The 23,411-nt window shown below is 45.8% G+C and carries 23 protein-coding genes; 17 read left to right on the forward strand and 6 right to left on the reverse strand.

Going from position 1 to position 23,411, the window contains the following annotated elements:
* The first annotated feature begins 161 nt into the window (after positions 1-161).
* Positions 162-428 carry a DksA/TraR family C4-type zinc finger protein gene (locus ACPUEK_RS08440; protein WP_067034518.1) on the forward strand — a complete coding sequence of 89 codons (267 nt, stop codon included), beginning with the start codon at positions 162-164 and terminating at the stop codon, positions 426-428.
* 102 nt (positions 429-530) lie between these two features.
* On the opposite strand, the gene ppsA is transcribed toward ACPUEK_RS08440, so the two are convergent.
* Entirely contained in the window at positions 531-2,927 is a 2,397-nt protein-coding gene (ppsA, locus tag ACPUEK_RS08445) for a phosphoenolpyruvate synthase (RefSeq protein WP_425642912.1), read from the reverse strand.
* 186 nt (positions 2,928-3,113) lie between these two features.
* Between ppsA and ACPUEK_RS08450 the strand changes: the two genes are divergently transcribed.
* From ACPUEK_RS08450 to ACPUEK_RS08515, 14 genes are all read left to right on the forward strand, one after another.
* Complete coding sequence (locus ACPUEK_RS08450; RefSeq protein ID WP_425642913.1) at positions 3,114-3,917, forward strand: pyruvate, water dikinase regulatory protein; 804 nt, start codon at positions 3,114-3,116, stop codon at positions 3,915-3,917.
* A 316-nt stretch (positions 3,918-4,233) separates the two neighbouring features.
* Positions 4,234-6,828, forward strand: a complete 2,595-nt coding sequence (gene rnr / locus ACPUEK_RS08455; RefSeq protein WP_425642914.1) for a ribonuclease R — start codon at positions 4,234-4,236, stop codon at positions 6,826-6,828.
* 31 nt (positions 6,829-6,859) lie between these two features.
* Positions 6,860-7,624, forward strand: a complete 765-nt coding sequence (gene rlmB, locus ACPUEK_RS08460; protein WP_067034507.1) for a 23S rRNA (guanosine(2251)-2'-O)-methyltransferase RlmB — start codon at positions 6,860-6,862, stop codon at positions 7,622-7,624.
* Between the two features lie 20 nt (positions 7,625-7,644).
* Positions 7,645-8,721, forward strand: coding sequence for a nicotinate-nucleotide--dimethylbenzimidazole phosphoribosyltransferase (gene cobT / locus ACPUEK_RS08465; protein WP_231872520.1), 1,077 nt, complete (start codon positions 7,645-7,647; stop codon positions 8,719-8,721).
* The gene (locus ACPUEK_RS08470) at positions 8,711-9,484 is read left to right on the forward strand and encodes an adenosylcobinamide-GDP ribazoletransferase (protein WP_425642915.1); all 774 of its coding nucleotides are present in this window, start codon (positions 8,711-8,713) and stop codon (positions 9,482-9,484) included. Before cobT ends, ACPUEK_RS08470 begins: the two co-directional genes overlap by 11 nt.
* Positions 9,484-10,065, forward strand: coding sequence for a histidine phosphatase family protein (locus ACPUEK_RS08475; protein WP_425642916.1), 582 nt, complete (start codon positions 9,484-9,486; stop codon positions 10,063-10,065). Before ACPUEK_RS08470 ends, ACPUEK_RS08475 begins: the two co-directional genes overlap by 1 nt.
* Positions 10,066-10,078: 13 nt before the next feature.
* Complete coding sequence (locus tag ACPUEK_RS08480; protein WP_067034497.1) at positions 10,079-10,699, forward strand: trimeric intracellular cation channel family protein; 621 nt, start codon at positions 10,079-10,081, stop codon at positions 10,697-10,699.
* Between the two features lies 1 nt (position 10,700).
* On the forward strand, positions 10,701-11,312 hold the full coding sequence (cobO, locus tag ACPUEK_RS08485) for a cob(I)yrinic acid a,c-diamide adenosyltransferase (RefSeq protein ID WP_082866049.1): 612 nt from the start codon (positions 10,701-10,703) through the stop codon (positions 11,310-11,312).
* Positions 11,313-11,392: 80 nt separating this feature from the next.
* Positions 11,393-11,848 (forward strand): tetratricopeptide repeat protein, encoded by a 456-nt coding sequence (locus ACPUEK_RS08490; protein WP_425642917.1) that lies wholly within the window; start codon positions 11,393-11,395, stop codon positions 11,846-11,848.
* Between the two features lie 187 nt (positions 11,849-12,035).
* Positions 12,036-12,653 carry a YitT family protein gene (locus tag ACPUEK_RS08495; protein ID WP_067214843.1) on the forward strand — a complete coding sequence of 206 codons (618 nt, stop codon included), beginning with the start codon at positions 12,036-12,038 and terminating at the stop codon, positions 12,651-12,653.
* Between the two features lie 159 nt (positions 12,654-12,812).
* Positions 12,813-13,526, forward strand: a complete 714-nt coding sequence (locus ACPUEK_RS08500) for a pseudouridine synthase (protein WP_425642918.1) — start codon at positions 12,813-12,815, stop codon at positions 13,524-13,526.
* Positions 13,527-13,550: 24 nt separating this feature from the next.
* Positions 13,551-13,928, forward strand: coding sequence for a DUF2750 domain-containing protein (locus ACPUEK_RS08505; RefSeq protein WP_067034487.1), 378 nt, complete (start codon positions 13,551-13,553; stop codon positions 13,926-13,928).
* 29 nt (positions 13,929-13,957) lie between these two features.
* The gene (locus tag ACPUEK_RS08510; protein WP_067214840.1) at positions 13,958-14,458 is read left to right on the forward strand and encodes a HugZ family protein; all 501 of its coding nucleotides are present in this window, start codon (positions 13,958-13,960) and stop codon (positions 14,456-14,458) included.
* A 21-nt stretch (positions 14,459-14,479) separates the two neighbouring features.
* Positions 14,480-15,112 (forward strand): TetR/AcrR family transcriptional regulator, encoded by a 633-nt coding sequence (locus ACPUEK_RS08515; protein ID WP_425642919.1) that lies wholly within the window; start codon positions 14,480-14,482, stop codon positions 15,110-15,112.
* Here ACPUEK_RS08515 and ACPUEK_RS08520 read toward each other — a convergent pair.
* Complete coding sequence (locus ACPUEK_RS08520; RefSeq protein WP_425642920.1) at positions 15,109-18,576, reverse strand: PAS domain-containing hybrid sensor histidine kinase/response regulator; 3,468 nt, start codon at positions 18,574-18,576, stop codon at positions 15,109-15,111. The two genes, ACPUEK_RS08515 and ACPUEK_RS08520, sit on opposite strands and share 4 nt — an antisense overlap.
* Before the next feature lie 196 nt (positions 18,577-18,772).
* On the opposite strand from ACPUEK_RS08520, the gene ACPUEK_RS08525 reads away from it, so the two are divergent.
* Both ACPUEK_RS08525 and ACPUEK_RS08530 read left to right on the forward strand, forming a co-directional pair.
* Entirely contained in the window at positions 18,773-19,120 is a 348-nt protein-coding gene (locus tag ACPUEK_RS08525) for a DOPA 4,5-dioxygenase family protein (RefSeq protein WP_425642921.1), read from the forward strand.
* Positions 19,121-19,289: 169 nt separating this feature from the next.
* Positions 19,290-19,772, forward strand: coding sequence for an FKBP-type peptidyl-prolyl cis-trans isomerase (locus ACPUEK_RS08530; protein ID WP_067034470.1), 483 nt, complete (start codon positions 19,290-19,292; stop codon positions 19,770-19,772).
* A 203-nt stretch (positions 19,773-19,975) separates the two neighbouring features.
* Here the strand turns inward: ACPUEK_RS08530 and ACPUEK_RS08535 are convergent, their stop codons facing one another.
* The 4 genes from ACPUEK_RS08535 to ACPUEK_RS08550 form a co-directional block, all read right to left on the reverse strand.
* Positions 19,976-20,176, reverse strand: a complete 201-nt coding sequence (locus ACPUEK_RS08535; protein WP_067034466.1) for a hypothetical protein — start codon at positions 20,174-20,176, stop codon at positions 19,976-19,978.
* A gap of 130 nt (positions 20,177-20,306) precedes the next feature.
* Positions 20,307-20,954 carry a 5,6-dimethylbenzimidazole synthase gene (gene bluB, locus ACPUEK_RS08540; RefSeq protein ID WP_425642922.1) on the reverse strand — a complete coding sequence of 216 codons (648 nt, stop codon included), beginning with the start codon at positions 20,952-20,954 and terminating at the stop codon, positions 20,307-20,309.
* A gap of 86 nt (positions 20,955-21,040) precedes the next feature.
* On the reverse strand, positions 21,041-21,568 hold the full coding sequence (locus ACPUEK_RS08545) for a hypothetical protein (protein ID WP_067034460.1): 528 nt from the start codon (positions 21,566-21,568) through the stop codon (positions 21,041-21,043).
* Positions 21,569-21,643: 75 nt separating this feature from the next.
* Positions 21,644-23,410: a sodium:solute symporter family protein gene (locus ACPUEK_RS08550; protein ID WP_067214833.1), complete on the reverse strand. Its 1,767-nt coding sequence runs from the start codon at positions 23,408-23,410 to the stop codon at positions 21,644-21,646.
* Position 23,411: the final 1 nt, after the last annotated feature.

The raw sequence follows: 23,411 nt of genomic DNA on the forward strand, positions 1-23,411 counted from the left end.
TGAGATTTTGGCAGGAGTCCTATTAGGCGCAGGCACAGCGCAATGAAGTCGTGAACACAACAAAATGCGGTTTTTTCGGTTTTAATCTCGGTTGTTTCTATCCAGTTTGCTTTCTATACTTATCGGCTAAATTAAATAATTGAGTTTGTATTGGAGTACCTATGGCAAGCGGATGGGCGCACGAAGGTGCGGTGCAAGAACAAATTGATGCAACGGTTAACTCGGCGGTCGAGCGTGCGCGTAGTCGTTTGACGGTGGGTGATAGTTTAGAGTTCTGCGAAGAATGTGACGCAGAGATTCCTGAAAAGCGCCGCAATGCGATTCCTGGTGTGCGTTTGTGCATCGCTTGTCAGTCCGAATTAGAAAGCAGCGACAAGGCTCAGAGTCTTTATAACCGTAGTGGCAGTAAAGACAGCCAGTTGCGTTAGCGTTGTACCTAGGATGGATCGGACACATAAGAACAAACGGGTGTCATTTGGCATAAAAAAAGCCCCGCAGTTGCGGGGCTAAGAACTTAGAGAGGCTGTTGATTAAACAGCGTTCTGACTCAATGAAGCATTTGCTTTTAATACTTCATCAAGATGCAGCCATGTCTCAACCACTGTGTCAGGGTTTAAAGAGACGCTGTCGATACCTTGTGCCACCAACCAGTCGGCAAAATCTGCGTGATCGGATGGGCCTTGGCCACAAATACCAACGTATTTTCCTTTCGCTTTACAGGCTTCGATCGCCATTTTGAGCAGTTTCTTAACCGCAGGGTTACGTTCATCAAACTTGTCCGCAATCAAACCAGAGTCACGGTCTAGGCCCAGTGTCAGCTGTGTTAAGTCGTTTGAGCCGATTGAGAAGCCATCAAAGAATTCTAAGAACTCATCCGCCAGCAGAGCGTTTGATGGTAGCTCACACATCATGATAATTTTAAGACCGTTCTCGCCACGAACTAGGCCATGTTCCGCCAGTAGAGCAATCACTTGTTCTGCTTCTTCAAGCGTACGCACGAATGGAATCATGATTTGTACGTTGGTGAAGCCCATTTCGTTGCGAACGCGGCGCATAGCTTCACATTCGAGAGCGAAGCAATCGCGGAACGACTCGTCTATGTAGCGCGCCGCACCGCGGAAGCCCAGCATTGGATTTTCTTCATCAGGTTCGAACTGAGGACCGCCGACCATGTTGTGGTATTCGTTCGATTTAAAGTCAGATAAACGCACGATTACGGGTTTGTCTGCAAATGAACAGGCCAGTGTTGAGACACCTTCTACAAGCTTTTCAACGTAGAATTCAACTGGACCAGCGTAGCCTGCGATACGATGATTGATTTCTTCTTTAAGACCGGCATCCATTTTGTCGAAGTTCAGCAGAGCTTTCGGGTGAATACCGATCATGCGGTTGATGATGAACTCTAGACGCGCTAGACCCACACCTGCATTGGGTAGCATAGCAAAGTCAAAAGCGCGGTTTGGGTTGCCTACGTTCATCATCACTTTTACCGGAAGCTGAGGCATGTTGCCCACTTCAGACGTGACAACGTCGAATTTCAGCTCACCTTGGTAAACAAAGCCCATATCGCCTTGTGCACATGAAACGGTGACATCTTGTCCGCTTTTAAGTGTCTCTGTTGCATCACCTGTCCCCACAACCGCTGGAATGCCTAATTCACGCGCGATGATCGCTGCGTGACAGGTACGACCGCCACGATTAGTTACGATAGCGGAGGCTTTCTTCATGATGGGTTCCCAATCAGGATCGGTAATGTCTGTTACCAGTACGTCACCTTCTTGAATGCGGTCCATTTCAGTGATGGAGCTAAGCACTTTTACAGAACCTGAGCCAATCTTGTGGCCGATGGCTCGGCCAGTCGTTAGGACTGGGCCTGAGTCTTTAAGATTGTAGCTTTCCATGCTTTGTGAATTGGATTGCGAGCGAACCGTTTCAGGGCGCGCTTGTACGATGTAGATTTTGCCGTCGATGCCGTCTTTCGCCCACTCAACGTCCATTGGGCGCTGGTAGTGCTTTTCGATGATCAATGACTGACGTGCCAGATCTTCGATTTCTTCGTTTGTTAGAGCAAATTTGTTTTGCTGATCCAGTACGACGGGAACGATTTGAACAAATTCGTCACTGTCCGCTGCGGCGTATTCCATTTTCTGAGCTTTGCTGCCCAGCGTTTTACGAACCACAGAAGGGCGACCTGCGTCTAAGGTTGCTTTGTGTACATGGTATTCGTCCGGGTTAACGGTTCCTTGAACCACCATTTCGCCTAGACCGTAGGCCGCAGTGATGAACACAACGTCATCAAAACCAGATTCTGTGTCCAGCGTGAACAATACGCCTGATGCGCCAATGTCACTGCGTACCATTTTTTGAATGCCCGCTGACAAGGCAACACCTTTATGCTCGAAGCCTTGGTGGACACGGTAAGAGATGGCGCGGTCATTGAATAGAGAGGCGAATACTTGTTTGATGGTCAGTTTGACGGCGTCTAAACCTTGCACGTTTAGAAACGTCTCTTGTTGACCCGCAAAAGAGGCGTCCGGTAAATCTTCAGCGGTCGCAGAAGAGCGTACTGCAAACGAGGCGCCTTCATTGTCATTAGAAAGCTGAGAGTAAGCTTGTTCGATTTCTTGATTGAATTCGTCAGAGAATGACGCATCTTCGATCCATGTGCGTATCGTTTTGCCTGCTTGCGCTAGCGCTTGTACATCATCAACGTTTAGAGAATCCAATAGATCGTGAATTTGCTTATTTAGGCCGCTTTCTTCTAGAAACGCTTGATAAGCATAAGCAGTGGTAGCAAAGCCATTGGGTACTTGAATACCTAAATCAGACAGGTTGGAAATCATTTCGCCTAAAGACGCGTTCTTTCCACCGACTTCGCCTACGTCTTCAAGACGAAGATCACTAAACCACTTAATAAAATTGCTCACACTGTACTCCAGCTTGCTCTATGAAAATGATTATTTTTTGTTGTCGTTCATTAGCTTGCCAACCAATAACGAATAGAGTCATTGTAAAAAGAGACACGTAGATGAATAAAATTGATTATTTGATGTTGTTTTATTTCAATCAGTTTTTTTCATGTGGTTGTTTTACAACAAAAATGGAGTGTTACAGTGAAAGTATATTTTGTTTCAGATGGTACCGCGATCACTGCGGAAGTATTTGGTCAGGCCATGCTGTCATTTTTTGATGTGGCGGTTAAGCAAGAAAGTGTGCCGTTTCTCAGTACTTTGGATCAAGCGCATGGCTTTTGCCGTCAGCTTCAACAAGAGGCTGATCGAGGCGAAAAGACGTTAGTATTCTTTACCATTTCGGATCCAAAGATTCGTGCCGTGATCGAATCCTGTGACAGTCATTGCTATAACTTGTTTGGTGAATTGTTATCACCTATAGAAAAAGCGTTAGGTGTGCCTGCGCAGCCTAATGCGCAAAAAGCGCATGGTATTAAGGCGGGGGTTTATGATTGCAGGATAGACGCGATTAACTATGCTTTGGCTAATGATGACGGGGCTTCTGTCAAAAACTACGATGAAGCGGAAATTATTTTATTAGGCGTGTCTCGCTCAGGTAAAACGCCGACCAGTTTATATCTAGCGATGCAGTATGGCATTAAAGCGGCAAACTACCCATTAACGGAAGACGATTTTGATAATGTGGGGTTGCCGAAAGTCTTGAAGCCGCACAAACACAAGTTGTTTGGTTTAACGATTAATCCAGATCGCTTGCATGAAATTCGCACGGGACGCATGGCGGCGAGTAAATATGCGTCCTCGCGACAATGTCGTTATGAACTGGATGAAGTTGAGGCGATTTATCGTCAAGCACGTGTACCGTTTTTGAATACGACGTTTTTATCAGTGGAGGAAATTTCCACCAGAATCATGGCAGAGATGCATTTAAGCCGAAATCGAGGTTAAGAGAAAAGCATAGAAACCCATCTAAAAAGTTGATATGTCGGCCAGATGGCCTATTTTTTATCGTATATCGAGCGCTTTAAGCGCATTTTTATGGTTTTTAGAGGTTAATCTAATTCAAGTTTGTTACCAAAATAGTCATGAAGCGACAGATTTGTTGTGTAATTACTAAGATTAAGCGAGGTAACTTGCAGCTATGATGAAGATTGTAGTGTGAGCTAGAGAGTATTGTTTAAGAATAACTTATACTTAACCCATAGATAAACACACATTTAAAGAAGTGCGCAAAGTTGAGCTTCTACTTATAGGACGGTACCGTTTGAGTAAAAAAAGCATTCATGACCCATTTCGAGATCGGGAAGCATCAAAATACGATAATCCCATTCCAAGTCGCGAATACATTCTAGAGCACATTGCCTCGGTGGGTCATCCTGTTACTCACCCTGAACTGTGCGAAGCATTTAATTTAAAAGACGAAGATTCCATTGAAGCCGCTCGTCGACGTTTGATTGCCATGTGTCGTGATCATCAGTTGGTCAGTAACGCAGACGATGCCTATGCACCTGTGTTGGATAGCGAGCTGATTGAAGGTTATGTTCAAGGTCAAAAAGATGGCCATGGCTTCTTGCTTCGCTCTGATGCCGATGACGTTTTCTTATCGCCGCGCCAGATGCAGTCGGTGATGGACGGTGATTACGTGGTAGCGCGATTATCTGGTAAAACCATTAAAGGTCGACTTGACGGCGTTGTCGTTGAAGTCAAGCAGCGCAAGCACACCAGCTTGGTGGGGCGTTACTATGAAGAGAGCGGGTCGGCTTTTGTAACACCTGAAAACCCGCGTATTTCGCAAGACGTAATGATCGAGCAGTCATCAGGTTTGAATCCGAATCATGGCCAATACGTTTTGGTCGAGATTGTGACTTACGCAGACCGTCGTACGCCAGCGAAAGGCATCGTGAAAAAGATCCTTGGTGACTTTATGGCGCCAGGTCTTGAAATCGATGTTGCGATTCATAATTACGACATCCCTAACGAGTGGCCGAAAGAGGTTGAAAAACAAGTTCGTCACTTCACTACGGAAGTGGCCGAAGAAGATAAACTACACCGTGTGGATTTGCGCCAAACGCCATTTGTAACCATCGATGGCGAAGATGCACGTGATTTTGATGACGCGGTATATTGTGAAAAAACCGCTGGCGGATGGAAACTGTACGTTGCCATTGCCGATGTTTCGAATTATGTGAAAAAAGGCTCTCCTTTAGATGAGGAAGCCATTCTACGTGGTAACTCAGTGTATTTCCCTGGGCGAGTAGTCCCAATGTTGCCGGAAGTGCTGTCGAACGGTTTGTGTTCTTTGAATCCAAATGTTGATCGATTGGCGATGGTGGCAGAAATTTCGTTGACCAGCCGTGGCAAAATGCGTGGCTATAAATTTTACGAAGGCATTATCAATTCTCATGCTCGTCTGACGTATTCAAAAGTTGCAAAAATGATTGCACCTGAGCCAGATGAACAGGGCGTTGAGCTGCGCGAACGTTACCAAAATATCATCACGCACATCGATGAGCTGTACAATCTTTATAAAGTATTGCGTGAAGCACGTGAAATTCGTGGCGCTATGGACTTTGATACTGTCGAAACACGTATGGTGTTTGACGAGAATTCGAAGATCGATCAAATCGTGCCTATTGAGCGAAATGATGCGCACAAACTGATAGAAGAGTGCATGTTAACGGCTAACGTGGCGTCTGCTGAGTTGTTGCTTAAAGCGAATATTTCGGCGTTATTCCGTATCCATGAAGGCCCGCGTGAAGAGAAGTTGATTGCTCTGCGCACTTACTTATCAGTACTTGGGTTAGAAATGGGTGGCGGCATTAAACCAACACCACAAGATTACGCAGACCTTGCTGAGAAAATCCGTGATCGTGCAGATGCACGCAGTATTCAAACAATGCTATTGCGCTCTATGTCTCAGGCGGTGTATCAGCCTGATAACGTTGGCCACTTTGGCTTAGCTTACGACGCCTACACGCATTTTACGTCGCCTATTCGTCGTTACCCAGATTTATTGGTACATCGTGCTATTCGTTATTTGATCCGTGGTGAAGGCGCGCCACAAATGCGTCAAGCTTATAAAGTGCCGGGTAGCCCGACGATAAAAGCCAACAAAATTTACGATTACGATGATGCAGAAATGGATCAGTTTGGTGAAAACTGTTCGGTTACTGAACGTCGTGCTGATGAAGCCACTCGTGATGTAGAGTCTTGGTTGAAATGCCAATATGTCGAGCAGCATCTTGATCAAGAATTTGATGGCATCGTAACAGCTGTAACACCATTTGGTTTGTTTGTGGAGCTCGGTGGTTTGTATGTCGATGGCTTGGTTCACGTATCAGGCTTAGGCGATGACTACTTTGTGCATGACCCTGAGCATCAAGCGATGATCGGCGAACGTACGGGCAAAGTTTATCGTTTGGGTGAACAGGTTCGTGTCACAGTTGCGAGTGTTAACTTAGAGCAGCGCAAGATTGACCTAAAAATGGTTAATAACCGTGCGAAGCAAAAACCTAAGTCTAAGCCTCGTATGGATCGTAATGAGCTGACCGAACTTGAAATGCAGTTGGCTCAGCTGCCTCCAATCGAGCTTGGTGGACGTTCGAAGTCCGAAGCAACGGGTGATCGTGCAGGCCAAAAAGCGCCGTCTGAAGAAGAGTGGAGCAATAAGCCCAAGCAAAAGTCCAATAAGAAAAAGGATTCAAGCAAAGGCAAAAAGCCCAAAAGTAAAAAGCCTGCCGCTGAAACGGATAAAAAATCACCTTTGAAAAAAGCAAAGAAAGCCATTGGTAACAAAGCCAAGAAGCTTAAGACCAAGGTGAAAAAGAAAAGCAATGCCAAAGCGCGTGCTAAAGATTAACCACAATTTCTGAAAAGAGTAGTACAGCCAAATGGCAGATTTAGATTGGGTATACGGCCTTCATGCCGTAGAAAACGCGCTAGGCCAAGACGGTAAAGTGAAAGAAGTTCGCCTTCAAGAGGGGCGAGACGACAAGAAGATGCAGCGTATTATTAAGTTGTGTCAGGAACAAAAAATTCGCATTCAGCAAGTGCCACGCCGCGACCTTGATCAGCTGTTTACCAGCAGTAAAGATCGTGTGGTTCATCAAGGTGTGGTTGCCTACGCTGAAGTGACTAAAATGGGTGATGAGAAAGATCTCGAGCGTATGGTGAAAAACCTCGAGGAAACACCACTGATCATTATCCTTGATGGTGTCACAGACCCGCATAACTTAGGCGCTTGTTTACGAAGTGCCGATGCGGCCGGCGCGCACGCACTTGTCATTCCAAAAGATAAATCAGCGACGTTAAACGCAACGGTGAGCAAAGTAGCCTGTGGCGCGGCAGAAAGTATGCCTGTGTATTCGGTGACAAACTTGGCGCGTGCGATGAAGAAACTTCAGGATCTGGGTGTTTGGATCTTTGGCACCGCAGGCGAAGCAACTCAAACGCTTTATCAGCAAGACTTAACCATTCCAACAGCAATTGTTATGGGCGCGGAAGGTGACGGCATGCGTCGTTTAACACGCGAACAATGTGATTACCTGATCAAACTGCCAATGGCGGGTGTTGTCACCAGTTTGAACGTTTCCGTGGCAACGGGCGTTTGTTTGTATGAAGTTGTACGTCAACGTGCTGTGAAAGCAGGTGTATAACCTACGTTGATGGTTATTAGGTGAGTGAAACGGTTGTGTTAAAAAGCTTTGAAGTCACTGCGCTAAGTGGTGAGTTAGACAACGATATTCAACATAAAATTGATTTTAAAACGAAACCACCAGGTTCGCTTGGTGGGTTAGAATCGATTGCATTTCAAGTTGCGCGTATTCAACGCACCTTGGTGCCGTCGTTGCAACGTGCGCAAATGCTGGTCTTTGCGGCCGATCATGGCGCAGTGGATCAAGGTATTAGTGCTTTCCCCCAAGAAGTGACGCCACAGATGGTGACGAATTTTTTGGCCGGTGGTGCCGCCGTCAGTGTTTTTTGTCGTCAGCATAGTGTGGCCCTAAAAGTCGTGGACGTAGGGGTTAAAGTCGATCTACCGGATCATCCGCTACTGTCAAAACGTAAGGTGGCCTACGCAAGCCAAGACTTTTCTATGGCTCCGGCACTGACGCTTGAACAAGTGAATCAAGCGCTCGAAGCAGGCACAAAGGAAGTTGAGAGTGCAGAGAAATCAGGGGTCGACATCTTATTATTTGGTGAGATGGGCATTGGTAATACTGGTGTGTCGTCGTGCATGTTGAGTGCGATGACCGGCCAAGCTCCTGAGCAAACAGCAGGTCGAGGCACAGGCTTAGACGAACAAGGTGTTTCGCGAAAAGCGGATATCATTGCGGCTTCATTGCAGCGTGCTGAGGCGGAATTGAATAAGCCAATCGGCGAGTGGGCGCCTTGGGAAGTAGCGACGCAAGTGGGCGGTTTAGAGATACTGGCGATGTCAGGTGCGATGCTACGTTGCGCTGAGTTAGGCAAACCGTTTGTGGTAGATGGCTTTATTTGTACAGTAGCGTTGCTCTTTGCCAGTAAGCTGCAGAGCCATGTGGTGGATTACGCTATTTTTGCTCACCAGTCGAATGAACAAGCCCATCAAGCGCTGCTCGAGTATTTCAATGCAGAGCCTATTCTGAAATTGGATCTACGTTTGGGCGAAGGATCGGGTGCGATTCTGAGTTATCCGATTATTCAAAGTGCGGTAGCATTTTTTAATGAGATGGCGAGTTTTGAGTCGGCAGGAGTGAGCAATGCGACTTGATCAGGATTGGCAGGGCTTTTTAAGAAGCCTTGCTACCTACACACGAATCCCGCTAAACATTGAGTGGGGCTCCCCAAAAAAGCACACGCCTAGCGTGTGCTTTTTACCATGGGTCGGTGTTGTTGTCGCACTGATCAGTGCTTGGCCATTGCTGATGTCAGACTGGTCTGCTGCGTTTCAGGCCATTGTAATGATGCTGTCAGCGGTGTTGCTGACAGGGGCTTTCCATGAGGATGGCTTAATGGATGCCTGCGATGGCTTAGTCGGCGGTTGGACGCCTGAGCAGCGCTTATCCATTATGAAGGATTCTCGCGTGGGCAGTTATGGCGTCTTAGCTGGACTGTTTAGTTTTGCTTTGAAGTGGTGGCTGCTGAGTCAGTGGTTAACCCAAGCCAATTGGCACGCCGATATAGGAGCTGTGTTGATGGGGTGGATCAGTGTTCATGTTGGTGCTCGCTGGCTACCTTTGGCGATTATGGCGAGTCTTAATTATGTCAATCAAGGTGACAGTAAAGCTCGGGCAATGATCTCACCTTTTACTGTACGTGGTGTTCTATGGGTGGTGTTATCGATGCTGTGTGTTGCCCTGATGGTGGGTGGAGCAATGTTTGTATCGATGCTGTTTACATTGGTCCTGTGTTTCATTGCGTGCGTAGTGTATTTGCGCCGACGCATACAAGGGTATAACGGCGACACGTTAGGTGCGAGTGAGCAAATCGCAGAACTGTTGTTATTGTTTACATTATTAGGGGGGCAAGCGTAATGAAGCTGTTGTTGATTCGACATCCAGAGCCGGATGTTGCGAAAGGGTTGTGTTATGGGCAAACGGATGTACCGCTGGTTGCGACGTGGCAGAGTGATGCTCAAGCAATTGACGATTGGCTGGCACGTTATTATCCAGACAAAGCATGGCAGTTTTATCATAGCCCGTTAACACGAACACGACTGTTAGCCGAACAACTGGACTCAGCTTCGAAACCTGTTGAGGCGTTAAAAGAAGTGGACTTTGGCGATTGGGAAAATCGTTTATGGAATGACATTCCTAAGTCTGAAATCGATGCTTGGCGCACCGATCTGATGCATTCTTCGCCTTATCAAGGGGAATCCTTAAATGACCTATTGTCACGGTTAATAGCTTGGTTTGAAAGCATACGAAAGGCTGACCAAGATACGGTATTGGTGACCCATTCTGGTGTGATTAAGGTGTTGTTGGTGGCGTTGTGTGAGTTTCCTCTAGAGCAGTGTTTCCGCTTTAATCCGACTTACTCCAGTATCACTGAACTTGATGTTGGAGAAAGCTTTGCTTTGCTTAACCGATTAGGTGCCGGCGACTGGACCGCGTAAGCGAGGAGACAAGATGCTGCTTTATGTATTAGGCATGTTCGGTATTGCGGCCTTTGCAATTACCGGCGTGATTTCTGCTGGGCGTCGTAATATGGACATTTTCAGCATTGTACTGTTGGGGATGGTCGCCTCGTTAGGAGGCGGCACGATTCGAGATGTCGTGCTACGAATGGATGCGGTGTATTGGGTCGAAGATACGTCTTATCTTTGGATCGCGATTGTGTCATCTGTGTTTGCTTTTTTTGGTGTGCGTGTTATCGAACACCGTCAACAAGTGTTCCATTATGCGGATTCATTTGGTTTGGCATTGTTTACCGTCGTGGCAACAGAGCGCGTATTAACGCTTGGCTTCTCTCCGATTATAGCCATCACCATGGGGGTTATTACGGGGGTTGCAGGCGGTATCATTCGTGACTTGTTAAGCGACCGTGCGCCGTTGGTATTAGGTAAAGAGTTTTATGCAACCCCCGCATTTTTAGGCGCGATGCTGATGGTGTTATTGGAACAAAATCTGCCTTGGCATGAATATAACTCGATTTACGCGGCCTTTTTGATCTTTATACTTAGAATCCTCGCAATCCATAAAGGCTTGTATTACCCAAGCTGGTTACTATTTAAAAAAAGAGACTCATAAAATGGAGAGAACACCAGAACAGCTAGCAGACATCGAGATGGCTAAGCGCTTAAAGAAAAAAGAAGTGGTCGATAAAAAGATTGCTGCTGCAACACAAGAGCGCGGTGTCAGCATTCTTCTGACAGGCAACGGTAAAGGCAAAAGCTCCAGTGCGTTTGGTACCATGGCGCGTTCACTTGGTCATGGTCAAAAAGCCACAGTTGTGCAGTTTATCAAAGGTCGCAAAGAAACCGGCGAGCAATTGTTTTTTGGCCAGCACCCGCAAGTAGACTTTCATGTGATGGGCCACGGCTTTACTTGGGAAACACGTGATCCTGAGCTTGAGCAGAAAGCGGCTAATCAAGCATGGGAGGTCGCGCAGCAAGCGTTGTCTAACCCAGAGGTGCATTTTGTTTTGTTAGATGAAATTACTTATATGTACAAGTACGGCTACTTAAATGCGGCAGACTTAGTGCAAGCGCTTGCTCATCGACCAGCGCATCAGAATGTGATGATGACTGGGCGGACAGCACCGCGTGAGCTACTCGATAGTGTTGATACACATAGTAAAATTGCGAACGAGCGTCACGCGTTTGAGCATGGCGTCAAAGCGCAACCGGGAATTGAATGGTAGTTTGAGAACCTTTCTCATTTGTGTGGACTTTCTTTATCTTGTAGATGATAATCATTGTTATCTAAAGGAGGGAGAGTCTTATGGTTTACTGGCAACATTTAACTCGACAAGCAAATGAAGCACATACACGTGCAGACTATGTTGATGCACAGGAATTGAGTAAAAAAGCCTTAGCCTGTGCTGAAGCTACCTTTGAAGACGATTTTCAGCTCGATGCGGAATCTGCCGTTTCGGCGGTGGTTGTCAGTTATATGAGTCTGGCTGAAGTGTCCATTTCAATGAAGGAATGGCTTCAGGCGAACGACTATTTTGAACGCGGCGTACATTTTCTACAAAGTGTCATTGTTGCACCCAATATCCTGCCAGAACATCGTCAATTGATTGACCACGTTGCGAATCATATTCGCTTTGAGTGGGGGTTATTTCAGCAGACGTACGGCAATAAACTGGCCGTTGCTCAACGGGTTCATCGTGTTAATTGGCTTAAGCAGCAAGCCTCTACTGTAACGGTATGGCAGGGGAGTTATGGTTACTGATTTGTTGACGCTGGCATTGGGCGGAATACTGCTGTTGTTGATCATGACATTGCTGCGCTCTTGAGGTGTCCATAAATATGGACACTTTACGGTCGATGTATCTATTTAAAAAGGCCGCTCCCGTAGAGTAGACCGATGTCAAAGACTAAAATACACGCTTATTAGAATTATTGAGTGTGAGGTTTATATGTCTGTGGCTGTGTCTGATATCAAGCGCCATACTTTTTTAGAAGATGCGCAAGCAATCATTGCCGGTACCTTGATGATTGCTCTAGGCATTAATTTTTATACGCAAGTTGGGCTTTTGACGGGCGGTACGGCAGGGATCGCATTTTTGCTAAACTATTTGACATCGTTTTCATTTGGCCAGATTTTCTTTGTGATCAATTTACCTTTCTATTGGTTATCGATCCGCCGTATTGGTTGGGAATTTACGTTAAAGACGTTTGCCGCTGTGTTCCTCGTTTCGGTATTTTCTGATATCACGCCGATGTTTTTGCATTTGAATGATATCAACCCAATTTATGCCTCCATTGCAGGCGGTTTTTTGATTGGTGTCGGGTTTGTGATGTTGTTTCGTCATAATGCAAGCTTGGGAGGATTGAATATCCTAGCGCGTTACTTATTCCAAACTCGTGGTGTGCCGATTGGTAAATTCATGATGGCCGTCGATTGTTCAGTCGTTTTGATGTCCATTTTCGTCGTCGATATTTCGTTGATTGCGATTTCAGTGCTGGGTGCGATTGTGCTTAACTTTATGTTGGTCATGAACCACAAACCGGGTCGTTACAGCGTTTCCTTCTAATAACGATCTAGAATCTCCATTTCTTAAACGGTGCGGGTCAGGTATGATTATCATCATGCCCTAAAGGCCCGCAACGTCGTACTTTCCTCTGCTTTATGGCTTATTTGCGTGTCTTATTAGGACGTCTTTTACCAATCAAATGAGCCAGCCAAAAAATATATGTCAAAATCTTTTTCAGATGCCATCGTGCGCCTAGATTTCTATGTTTCCCACACATTGGGCTTGTCCCGTAAAGAAGCCAAAGTATTAATTGGCAAAGGAAATGTGACAGTTAATGGTGTTGAAATAAAAAAAGCCAACCACTCTGTACAACAGACGGATGAGATCTTTTTACGAGATAAACGTTTGGCATGGCCCCAAGAAAAATACTTCTTACTTAATAAACCTGCAGGGTACGTGTGCGCTACTGAAGACGGCGAACATTCTGTCGTGCTTGATTTGATCGAAACCCATGAGCAAAAAGACTTACGTGTTGTCGGACGATTAGACATGGACACCACAGGTCTGTTGTTGCTGACAACAGATGGTCAGTGGTTGCATCGCATTACGTCCCCGAAAAGCGATTGTGCTAAACAGTACCGTGTTTGGACAATAGACGAAGTGACGGACGCCGATCTTGAAATGTTAAGCAAAGGTGTTCAGCTGAATAACGAAGAAGGTTTGACTAAGCCTGCTGTGGCTGAGCGCGTATCAAGCCATGAGATTTTGCTCAGTATTACCGAAGGCAAATATCACCAAGTGAAACGAATGCTGGCTGCTACTGGCAATCGTGTAGAACGATTACATCGTGAAGCCATTGCCACTGTAACTGTTGCGGATGTAGCTGAGGGTCAGTACCGCTCGTTAACCGAAGCAGAAGTTGCGTTATTTTAAACTGTCGAATATAGAGAATTAAACATGAGCGAAGAACTGAGCCTAGATCAACGAATTCAGCTTTTGGCATCTCCTGACGATGTGCGTCTTGAGTATTTTGTTAACAGCGTCAATCAAAGCAAAGTCGTCTGGAGTTTGAGTAACGAAGAAGGCTTTGTCATGGTCGAAACCGATGATGGCGACTGTGTGATGGTTTGGCCAGATGCGGATTTTGCGGCGCAATGGGCGGTAGAAGAATGGGATGACTGTGAACCAGTGGAAGTCTCGTTAGAAACGTTTCTAAGCATGTGGCTGCCGAGCTTAGAGCAAGACAACATTACGTTAGCCGTTTTTCCAAATATTGAGGACGAAGGCAAGCTAACCACCGCAGCAGATTTGAAAGCATTGTTAGCTAACGCGTAAATTTAACGATGTAGTACAGTGAGGGAAGAGTGAAAAATCAGCGCTTAGCCAGTGAGCTTGAACAAGAGATCTCTTTATTTCTGGAAGCCAAACAATCTCTGATGTTGGCTGTGGTGGATGAGAATGGGTCGCCAATTGCTTCCTATTCGCCATTTGTCGCTTATGAAAACTCACTGTACATTTTAGTGAGTGCTTTAGCGCTTCATACAGCAGCCCTAAGAAAAGCACAAAAAGCGTCGGTCTTGATCATTGATGATGAGTCGGAATGCGATACAGTATACGCCAGAAGGCGCCTACAGTATGACATGGCGGTTAGTACAGTGATGCGAAACGATAAACGCTGGGCGATTATCGGCGACGCATTAGTGCAACGTCATGGTGATATCGTGGTTCAGCTACTACAGCTAGGCGATTTTCAAATGTTTAAACTAACGCCGCACTGCGGACGTTTTGTTAAAGGTTTTGGTCGGGCCTATGAGCTGGCGCCAAATTCCCTTGTATCGGATCAATTGGATCATATACGTGGATAAATTGAAGGAATATGAATACTCATGAGTAAGCGTCAAGCCAACCGCGAAGAAGTGTTTTCGCGTATATTAGAAGCGGCTGAAATTGAATTTGGTCTGAAAGGTTTTGGTGGTGCGAGTCTGCAGCATATCGCCGAACGTGCGGGATTGCCAAAGCCCAATATTGTTTATTACTTTCATTCTAAAGCAAACCTATACAAGCAGGTGTTGAACAACATTGCCGACAGTTGGAATGATTTATTCGATAAAGCAACGGCTGAGGACGATCCTGCCATTGTATTAGATGGGTTCATTCGTACTAAGTTGCGTCAAAGCTTTGAGAACGGCCGCTCATCACGTATTTTTGCTCAAGAAGTGATTCAGGGGGCGCAATACATTGGCGGCTACCTTAAAGAAGATCTACGCCCATGGCTGCAATCGCGTGTGGGGGTTATCGAGCAGTGGATTGAATCAGGAAAAATGCGCAAGGTTGAGCCCACAGCACTCATCTTTATGATTTGGTCGACAACGCAGCATTATGCAGACTTCGAAGCTCAGATTTTGGCCTTAACGGGCAAAGAGCGATACGAAGAGACAGATCTAGAACGTGTCGGAAATACCTTAAGTGACATTATTCTACGTGGCTGTGGGTTAACGCCTCCTCATAGCCAAGCTTAGTCGGCTTGACCGCGCTGAGTAATAATATGCTGAACCAAAGCTCGCAATTTTGCGGGCTTTGCTGGTTTTGGCATATACGCAATATTTTTCTCAGCGCAAGTTTGTGCCAGCTCGTCCGTCCTTACCGCGGTAATAAGAACAGCTGGAATGTCTCGCTTAAAGCGTTGACGTAAGCGTTCAATCAATTCAATTCCGTCGTTGCCGTCATTCAGTTGATAATCCATTAGCAACAGTTCGGGGATCATATCTTCTTCGTTTACTAGAGCTGTTTCATAGCGACTGAATGTACGGTAGGTACAATGCCATTTGTCGAGTAAAGTCGTCATGGCTTCTAGGTTGTTTGGGTCATCGTCAATACACCAAATGTGGCACATGGCCAATGCTTTATTGATGGTGGTCAGTGGCACCACGGTTTCTTTGTGTTTGGGTTTGGCCGCATGACGAGCTTTAGGAACTAAAATAGTAAAGCAGCTACCTCTGTGTGGCGTTGAGCGTACGTTCGTAGAGACCCCCAGCAGTTTTTGCATCCGTCGGACTAATCCAAGCCCTAGTCCCATACCTGGCTCGCGGTTATTTTCCCAACGGTAGAAATCATCAAATACTTTTGCTTGTTCGCTTTCAGGAATGCCAACACCGGTGTCCCACACTTGAATACGGACATGGTCCTTGGTTGGGCGAACAGAGATTAATACACGACCTGATTCGGTGTATTTAACGGCATTAGATACAAAATTTTGAATAATACGGCGCAAATAGATCGGGTCACTGTGAACGCGACACGGACGCAGGTGAGTGCCTAAGTGCAAACCTTTGCTTTCTGCAATGACACCAAACTCTGCAATAATTGGCTCAATAATCGGTTGAATATCGCAATCTGTTAAAGCCGGTTTGATCGCGCCTTGATCAAGGCGAGCGATTTCTAACAGTGTTGAAATCAGGGTCTCGGTCGATTCTAGAGAGTCACCTAATTTATGTAACGTTTTGGCGAAATCGGCAGAAACATGACTGTCTTGCAAAGCGCCTAGATACAATTTTGCAGCATTTAAAGGTTGCAGAATATCGTGACTGGCCAATGCCAAAAACTCTGTTTTTGACGCATTGGCTCGTTCCGCTTCAGCTTTAGCGGACATCAGCTCTTGTTCAGCTTGCCCACGACGGTCGATTTCTTGTCTGAGTTCGTGATTGATACCTTGAACTTCTTGGGTGCGCGCGACGACTCGCTTTTCAAGATCGATGTTGGCATCTTTTAGCGCTTGCTGGCTTTCAATGTGCTCGGTGACATCGGTAAAACTGGTCACAAACCCACCGTTAGGTAGAGGATTTCCTACCATTTCGATGACGCGACCATTGGCTCGGCGACGTAAGAATCGGTGTCCTGTGCCTTTGCGTAGATGTTCCAAGCGCTTATTGACCAGCTCTTCAATATTGCCGACGCCGCATTCGCCATTAACGGCGTTAAAACGAATAAGCTCTTCGACGGGTAAACCTATTTTCAGCATGCCTTCAGGGTAGGGGTAAAGTGACATATAGGTTTTGTTCCAAGCGACCATTCGCAGTTCTTTATCCACAACGCTGATTCCATGATCAAGGTTATCTAGGGAGATAAACAAAAGATTTTGGTTAAACTGAATCGCTTGTGTGGCTTCATCTAGATAGGTCACCATTTCTTCAACTTTGATCTGCTTGTCGACCAATAGTGAGTTAATAATGGTTCGCGCTGAAGAGCCGCCTAAGACGCCGCCGAGAACACGTTCACAGTACTCGATAAATAGCCGAGTAGGGAGCTGGTTAGCAAGTGGCTCTTCGTTATAGTTTTGCTTAAAGCTACTGATTACCTCAGCGCATTTTTGCTGGCCAAGGAAGGTTTCTAGCAGAACAAATAAGTCGCCGTTGGTGGCTTTGCTTTTAGGCTTGAAGAAACGGCTTTCGACTTCCGACGTAGGCGTAACAAACGCAGTGGCTTGGATACGGTCGACTAAACGTTCGTTCGCTAACAGTGACCCTATGACATAGCCGATGATGTTTGCAATTAAACTGATCAGAGCCCCGTAGCTAATTAACTCGGAACGAGAGTTGTAATAGGCTAAGGACATGTCGCTGCCGCCAGTAATGGGCAGAAGCATCCACAAGAACCAACAAAGGAAACCAAGCGTTAACCCAGTATAAACACCGTATGCATGCCCTCGTTTCCAGTACAGTCCACCAATGACCGCCGGTACCAGCTGAAATACCAATGAGAATGCGATTAACCCCGTACTGGCTAAGGATTCACTGTTCGCCATTTCTTGATAATACACAAATGACAAAGCCAGAATGCCCAGCATAGCGATTCGGCGAATAAGTAAAATTCGTCGATTGTACGTTGGTAGCGATTGGCGTTGGTTTTTATTGCGTGCCAACATTAAAGGTAGGATTACATCGTTACTGATCATAATGCTCAAAGCGAAGGTGGCGATGATCACCATCGCAGTGGTTGCAGACATGCCCCCTAAAAACATCAGCATTTGTAAAGGAAGATTTTCTGACTCTAGTGCCAGTTGAATGACATAAGTATCACCGTTTATATCGCTACTAAAAATACTCTGACCGACAATCGCAATCGGAGGGATTAGCACGGCAAAAATCAGTAAATAGAGTGGAAACACCCAACGAGCGGTTTTAGATTGTTTATCGTTCTGGTGATCCACCACGGTGACATGAAATTGTCGTGGTAAGCAAATGACGGCAGCGGCAGCCATTGCGGTTTGCATTAGGAATGGAAAGGAAAAGAGGGTGCCTGTGTCCCATACCTTTAAATCAGCTGAGGCGAAAAATGCGTTAAATGAGTCGTGAGGTACCGCAAAAATAGCCACCATTCCCACTGCGATGATGGCCGTAAGCTTGAATAAAGACTCACTGCCAATCGCTAGCATCATACCGGAGCGATATTCGGTCACTTCTACTTTACGCGTACCAAACAACATGGCGAAAACGCCAATGAGCACCGTCGCGACAAACACGACTAAACTTGCCGAATTTTCGTCTTGGTTTACGAATAGAGCAAAGTTAGATCCGATCGCTTTAAGTTGCAGTGCGATGTATGGGATCACCGCTAACATACAGATTAAAATGACGACAGGCGCGGTCAGTGGACGTTTCCCATAACGTGATGAGATAAAGTCCGCAATGGAGGTGATGTTTTGCCGACGGCTTACGAAGATCATTTTACGTAGAAGACCAAAGCCAAAGAGATAGAGCAATATCGGGCCAAGTAAAATAGGTAAATAGCTCCAGCCTGAGCGTGTCGCTTCACCGATGGCACCATAAAACGTCCAAGCGGTACAGTAAATCGCCAGAGAAAGGCTGTAGACCAGTGGGTGGCGAGTAAAGCGTCTCGCAATAGGGCTGTCTTTGTCGCCCCAATTGGCAATCCAGAACAGCCCTAATATGTAGAGGATGGCGAGTAAAACCCAAAAAGCCGTCATGCAGGCACTCTTATACTGTTAACTAAAGAATATGAGGCTTAATTTAGCACAGCGGGCAGGGCTTGCCTTTAGACATTGGTCTTGAGTGGAGTATTTCACCTGATGAAACGGTGTTTTTCTTTGGCTCTAGTCTATTTCATTTTTATAGAGTGGTAGCATGTTACCAACACTAGATAATGGATAGGTAAACCCTCTTATGAGAGTAGAAGATATAAAAGAATACCATGCCCATCTTTATTACAACGATCAAGCTGGACTTGAAACCGCACAGCATATTACACAGCAATTAGCCGATCAATATGATGTGACAATAGGGCGTTTTCATCAGAGAAAAGTTGGACCTCACCCCATGTGGAGTGTACAAATCACATTTTCTGCGCATCTGTTTGACCGAGTTCTCCCCTGGCTGATTTACCATCGACAGAACTTGGATGTATTGTTCCACCCTTTAAGTGGCGACGCATTATTTGACCATACTCAGGGGGCATCATGGTTAGGCAATAGTCATACGCTGAATATCAGTCAATTTTTGCCTAAAATATAAACAAATTGACAGAAATTAAAGAGAAAACGCCCGATACGGTAGTCAACTAAGTTTGGCTTAGTTACCATTGTGGTCGATTTCAACTTAGGGTGCGTGTTGTGACGGTGTGATGCGATATATATTGCTTTAATCAAACACTCGTTCCCCAAACCAAACTTAGGAGAAAACAATGCAAATCGCAGAAAACACAGTTGTGAGCATGCACTACACCCTGACTGATGAGAGCGGTGAAGTTTTAGATTCATCTGCAGGTCAAGAGCCTCTAGTATTCCTTAGTGGTGCTCGTAATATCATTGAAGGTCTAGACAACGCACTTCAGGGTAAATCAGCTGGCGATGCTTTGAAAGTTGACGTGACTCCTGAAGAAGGTTACGGACCAGTTCATGACGAACTTATTCAATCAGTGCCACGTGAAAACTTCCAAGGTGTTGATTCTATTGAAGTTGGCATGCAGTTCATGGCACAAACGCCAAATGGTCAGCAGCCAGTTGTAGTAGTGGGTCTAGAAGAAGATGGTGTTGTACTAGACGGTAACCACCCGCTAGCAGGCAAGCCACTTAGCTTTGAAGTAGAAATCGTGGAAGTTCGTGAAGCAACGGCAGAAGAAGTTGAGCACGGTCACGTTCACGGTGAAGGCGGTCATCAGCACTAACAGTGCTTGATTTGCTAAGACTAAGAAGGGCTGCCATAGGCGGCCTTTTTTATGCCTATTGGTTTACTGGTAGCGGAATATTTGTGCGATAAGAATAAATTGAAGGTCTAACAAGGAGGAGTGTGCAAGAAGGGAAGGTAGGCTAGGTAAGCGCGTTTTTGTGTTATTTTTGCGCCTTTAACCTAACGCTAATCTAGCAATGATTAAGCGTGGGAGTGTTTAGCTGGGTTGAACTGAGTGCGTTTACCAACAAGTTTGTTCTTAACCCAAGACATTGCAGAAACGACTAATTCAGCAAAGTATTCTGCTGCTTGTGCTCGTGCGATGGCTTCAACTCGCTCTTGTTCTGTTAGGTAACTGGTATCAACAGATTCGATTAGTTCAACTAGTGATTTAGTTTTCATATAACTCTCCTTTGGTTATCTAAAGTAGTTTTGCTCATGGTAAGTGCATCACTTTATGCTGCACATGATAGGTGCAGCACTCACTAAACTCAAACGATATAAATTAGTCTAATAGTTGAATAAAACTCATCTATTTTGTATTCCAGGTCTCAAAGTGAATGGCATCTTCCAATGGGCGTCGATCCTGCCAGCCAAACTGTTGTAAATCGGGTGTGTTTTGAAACTGCTCGACGTAACCAATACAAAAATAACCAATAATATTCAAATCACGCGGTATATTAAGAGTGTTATAGAGTACATCATCGTCTAAAATGCTCACCCATCCCATGCCAAGGTTTTCTGCTCTAGCCGCCAGCCACAAGTTTTGTACGGCACATACGGCGCTATAGAGATCCATTTCAGGTTTTATCGTCTTGCCTAACACGACATCACCTGTTCTCGAGCGATCACAAGTGATGCAGATGCCCAGTGGCGCTTCTTCGATCCCTTCAAGCTTGAGCGTTCGATACAGGCTTTTCCTATCCCCTTGAAACTTATCTGCAGAAACCTCATTGGCAATTAGAAAGCCTTCTTTAATTTTGCGACGCGTAGAGGGATCTTTTATAACAATAAAGTCCCAAGGTTGCATAAAACCAACGCTAGGTGCGTGATGTGCAGCGGTTAATAAGCGCAGAATGATGTCGTCAGGGATCGGTGTGGGAAGGAAGTCTCTTCGTACATCTCGTCGTTGGAAGATGATGTTATAGAGAGTATCGCGATGAGAATCGTCAAAAAGCATAAAAGGCTCCAATGAGAGAGCCTTTTATTGTCAGAGAAAACGCTTCTTAGAACAAATTTACTTTAGCGTTATTACCTGAGTTCTTTTCATGAAGCGCGATGATCGCATACAGCTTCAAGTAATGGATCGCTATCGGCTAATGGAACCCAATCATCATTGTTTAGCTGAGTACCATTAGGAACATGTAATTGATCAGTGAAGTTTGCTCGAGCGCCAGCCGCGCAATGTATCACTTGTGTCACGCGTTTAGCGGCCAAACGACGTTCAAAGAAATACAAATCGACTAAATACACATCTTGATTAACATGGTTTTGTGCCGCATTTTTGATGTCTGCAGCAATGAAGCGTGTTGTCTGAGGATAAAACATACTCCAAGGGCGCCAAGGCGCTTCTTCTTCGACTGTTTTAACAACCACAACCCCTTCAGGAAGTAAGCTTGCTTGGTGTGAATACCAAGTGTATTCACTCTGAATTTGAAACGTGATCATGCCGAGTCCTGCTAAAGTGGGAACCAGCCATTTAGGTGCTTTCTTAAAGGACAGCTTGCGGATAAAGAGTGCGATACCAGCCCCAGCTAAGCCAGCACAGATGGTCGCGATTAATTCCCAAAGCATAAAGTCACCTTCTTATTATTTGTTATAAAGTTGCCTAGCTCCAAGGGAGCTAGGCATCGTCAGCAAGGCTAACAATTAATGGTCGACAGCGCCGCCTGCCCCTTTAGGGTAACGAACACTTTCAACAAGTTCTTGAATTTCTTCAGGAACGTCTTCTGTCATGCTTGAAACAAGGAACGCAACTGCGAAGTTGATGACCGCACCGATGGCACCGAACGATAACGGAGACACACCGAATAACCAGTTATCTGGCGTATTCGCAAGTGTATTTGTATCAGGGATGAAGAACCAACCTAGGTACGTGAAGATGTATACCAGTGTAGAGCCTAGACCCGCTAGCATACCTAACACCGCCCCTTTACTGTTTACACGTTTTGAGAAGATACCCATCATTAGTGCAGGGAAGATAGACGCCGCCGCAATACCGAACGCCAGAGCGACGACCTGAGCCGCAAATCCCGGTGGGTTCATACCTAAATACGTTGCAATAATAATGGCAAAGAACATAGACACACGTGCAGCAAGTAACTCACCTTTCTCGGTTATATCAGGATTGATAGAGCCTTTGATTAAATCATGACTAATAGCAGACGAAATAGCCAATAGTAAGCCTGCTGCCGTTGATAGCGCTGCGGCTAAACCACCTGCCGCAATCAAACCAATAACCCAACTAGGAAGGTTAGCAATTTCAGGGTTTGCTAATACTAAGATATCACGGTTAACGTTTAGCTCATTTCCAGCCCAACCACGTGCCGTAGCTTCTTCAGCGAAGGCAGGTGTGTCATTGTAGAACTGAATACGACCGTCACCATTTTTATCTTCGTATTGGATTAGACCTGTTTGTTCCCACGTTTGGATCCAATCAGGACGCTCATCGTATGCGATTGAGTTTTCTGTTGGGCCATCAGGGTAAATAGTCGTCATAAGATTCAAGCGAGCCATAGATGCCACTGCTGGTGCAGTTAGGTAAAGCAACGCGATGAAGACAAGTGCCCAACCAGCAGACCAACGAGCGTCAGCCACTTTAGGCACTGTAAAGAAACGAATGATCACATGAGGTAGACCTGCTGTACCGATCATAAGTGACAAAGTAAACAGAACCATGTTCAGTTTATTGTCTACATCAGCGGTGTAGTCTCTGAAACCAAGCTCACGTACGACTTCATCCAATTTTTGTAGCAAAGGCATACCGGACTGAGTGTGCTCAGAGAATAGGCCAATGGCTGGAATGAATGTATCCGTCAGTTGAAGCGAGATAAAGACCGCTGGAATCGTATAAGCTACGATCAATACACAGTACTGCGCAACCTGTGTGTAGGTAATACCTTTCATACCGCCTAATACAGCGTAGAAGAATACAACCACAGCAGCGATGATCAAGCCGGTATCTTTGTCTACTTCAAGGAAGCGAGAGAACGCAACGCCAGCCCCCGTCATTTGACCGATAACGTAGGTCACAGACGCTGCAATCAAACAGGCAACAGCGACTAATCGCGCTGTTCTTGAGTAGAAGCGGTCACCGATGAAATCAGGCACAGTGAACTTACCGAACTTACGTAGGTAAGGAGCCAACAGCATTGCCAACAATACGTAGCCACCTGTCCAACCCATCAAGAAAGTAGAGTTGGCGTAACCACCTGCTGCAATTAAGCCAGCCATGGAAATGAAGGATGCCGCAGACATCCAGTCAGCTGCAGTGGCCATACCATTCATGACCGGATGGACACCACCGCCAGCAACATAGAACTCTTTTGTTGAGCCTGCGCGTGCCCAAATCGCGATACCAAAGTAGAGTGCAAAGGATGCCCCTACAAACAACAAGTTAATCGTGAATTGACTCATG

Origin of the sequence: Marinomonas gallaica (assembly GCF_049821165.1) — a bacterium.
Taxonomy (GTDB): Bacteria; Pseudomonadota; Gammaproteobacteria; order Pseudomonadales; family Marinomonadaceae; genus Marinomonas; species Marinomonas gallaica.

Excerpts from the sequence above, each read along its gene's own strand:
- ACPUEK_RS08440 (WP_067034518.1), top strand. The coding sequence starts at position 162 with ATGGCAAGCGGATGGGCGCACGAAGGTGCGGTGCAAGAACAAATTGAT.
- rlmB (WP_067034507.1), top strand. The coding sequence starts at position 6,860 with ATGGCAGATTTAGATTGGGTATACGGCCTTCATGCCGTAGAAAACGCG.
- ACPUEK_RS08470 (WP_425642915.1), top strand. The coding sequence starts at position 8,711 with ATGCGACTTGATCAGGATTGGCAGGGCTTTTTAAGAAGCCTTGCTACC.
- ACPUEK_RS08475 (WP_425642916.1), top strand. The coding sequence starts at position 9,484 with ATGAAGCTGTTGTTGATTCGACATCCAGAGCCGGATGTTGCGAAAGGG.
- ACPUEK_RS08480 (WP_067034497.1), top strand. The coding sequence starts at position 10,079 with ATGCTGCTTTATGTATTAGGCATGTTCGGTATTGCGGCCTTTGCAATT.
- cobO (WP_082866049.1), top strand. The coding sequence starts at position 10,701 with ATGGAGAGAACACCAGAACAGCTAGCAGACATCGAGATGGCTAAGCGC.
- ACPUEK_RS08490 (WP_425642917.1), top strand. The coding sequence starts at position 11,393 with ATGGTTTACTGGCAACATTTAACTCGACAAGCAAATGAAGCACATACA.
- ACPUEK_RS08495 (WP_067214843.1), top strand. The coding sequence starts at position 12,036 with ATGTCTGTGGCTGTGTCTGATATCAAGCGCCATACTTTTTTAGAAGAT.
- ACPUEK_RS08500 (WP_425642918.1), top strand. The coding sequence starts at position 12,813 with ATGTCAAAATCTTTTTCAGATGCCATCGTGCGCCTAGATTTCTATGTT.
- ACPUEK_RS08505 (WP_067034487.1), top strand. The coding sequence starts at position 13,551 with ATGAGCGAAGAACTGAGCCTAGATCAACGAATTCAGCTTTTGGCATCT.
- ACPUEK_RS08515 (WP_425642919.1), top strand. The coding sequence starts at position 14,480 with ATGAGTAAGCGTCAAGCCAACCGCGAAGAAGTGTTTTCGCGTATATTA.
- ACPUEK_RS08520 (WP_425642920.1), bottom strand. The coding sequence starts at position 18,576 with ATGACGGCTTTTTGGGTTTTACTCGCCATCCTCTACATATTAGGGCTG.
- ACPUEK_RS08525 (WP_425642921.1), top strand. The coding sequence starts at position 18,773 with ATGAGAGTAGAAGATATAAAAGAATACCATGCCCATCTTTATTACAAC.
- ACPUEK_RS08530 (WP_067034470.1), top strand. The coding sequence starts at position 19,290 with ATGCAAATCGCAGAAAACACAGTTGTGAGCATGCACTACACCCTGACT.
- ACPUEK_RS08535 (WP_067034466.1), bottom strand. The coding sequence starts at position 20,176 with ATGAAAACTAAATCACTAGTTGAACTAATCGAATCTGTTGATACCAGT.
- bluB (WP_425642922.1), bottom strand. The coding sequence starts at position 20,954 with ATGCTTTTTGACGATTCTCATCGCGATACTCTCTATAACATCATCTTC.
- ACPUEK_RS08545 (WP_067034460.1), bottom strand. The coding sequence starts at position 21,568 with ATGCTTTGGGAATTAATCGCGACCATCTGTGCTGGCTTAGCTGGGGCT.
- ACPUEK_RS08550 (WP_067214833.1), bottom strand. The coding sequence starts at position 23,410 with ATGAGTCAATTCACGATTAACTTGTTGTTTGTAGGGGCATCCTTTGCA.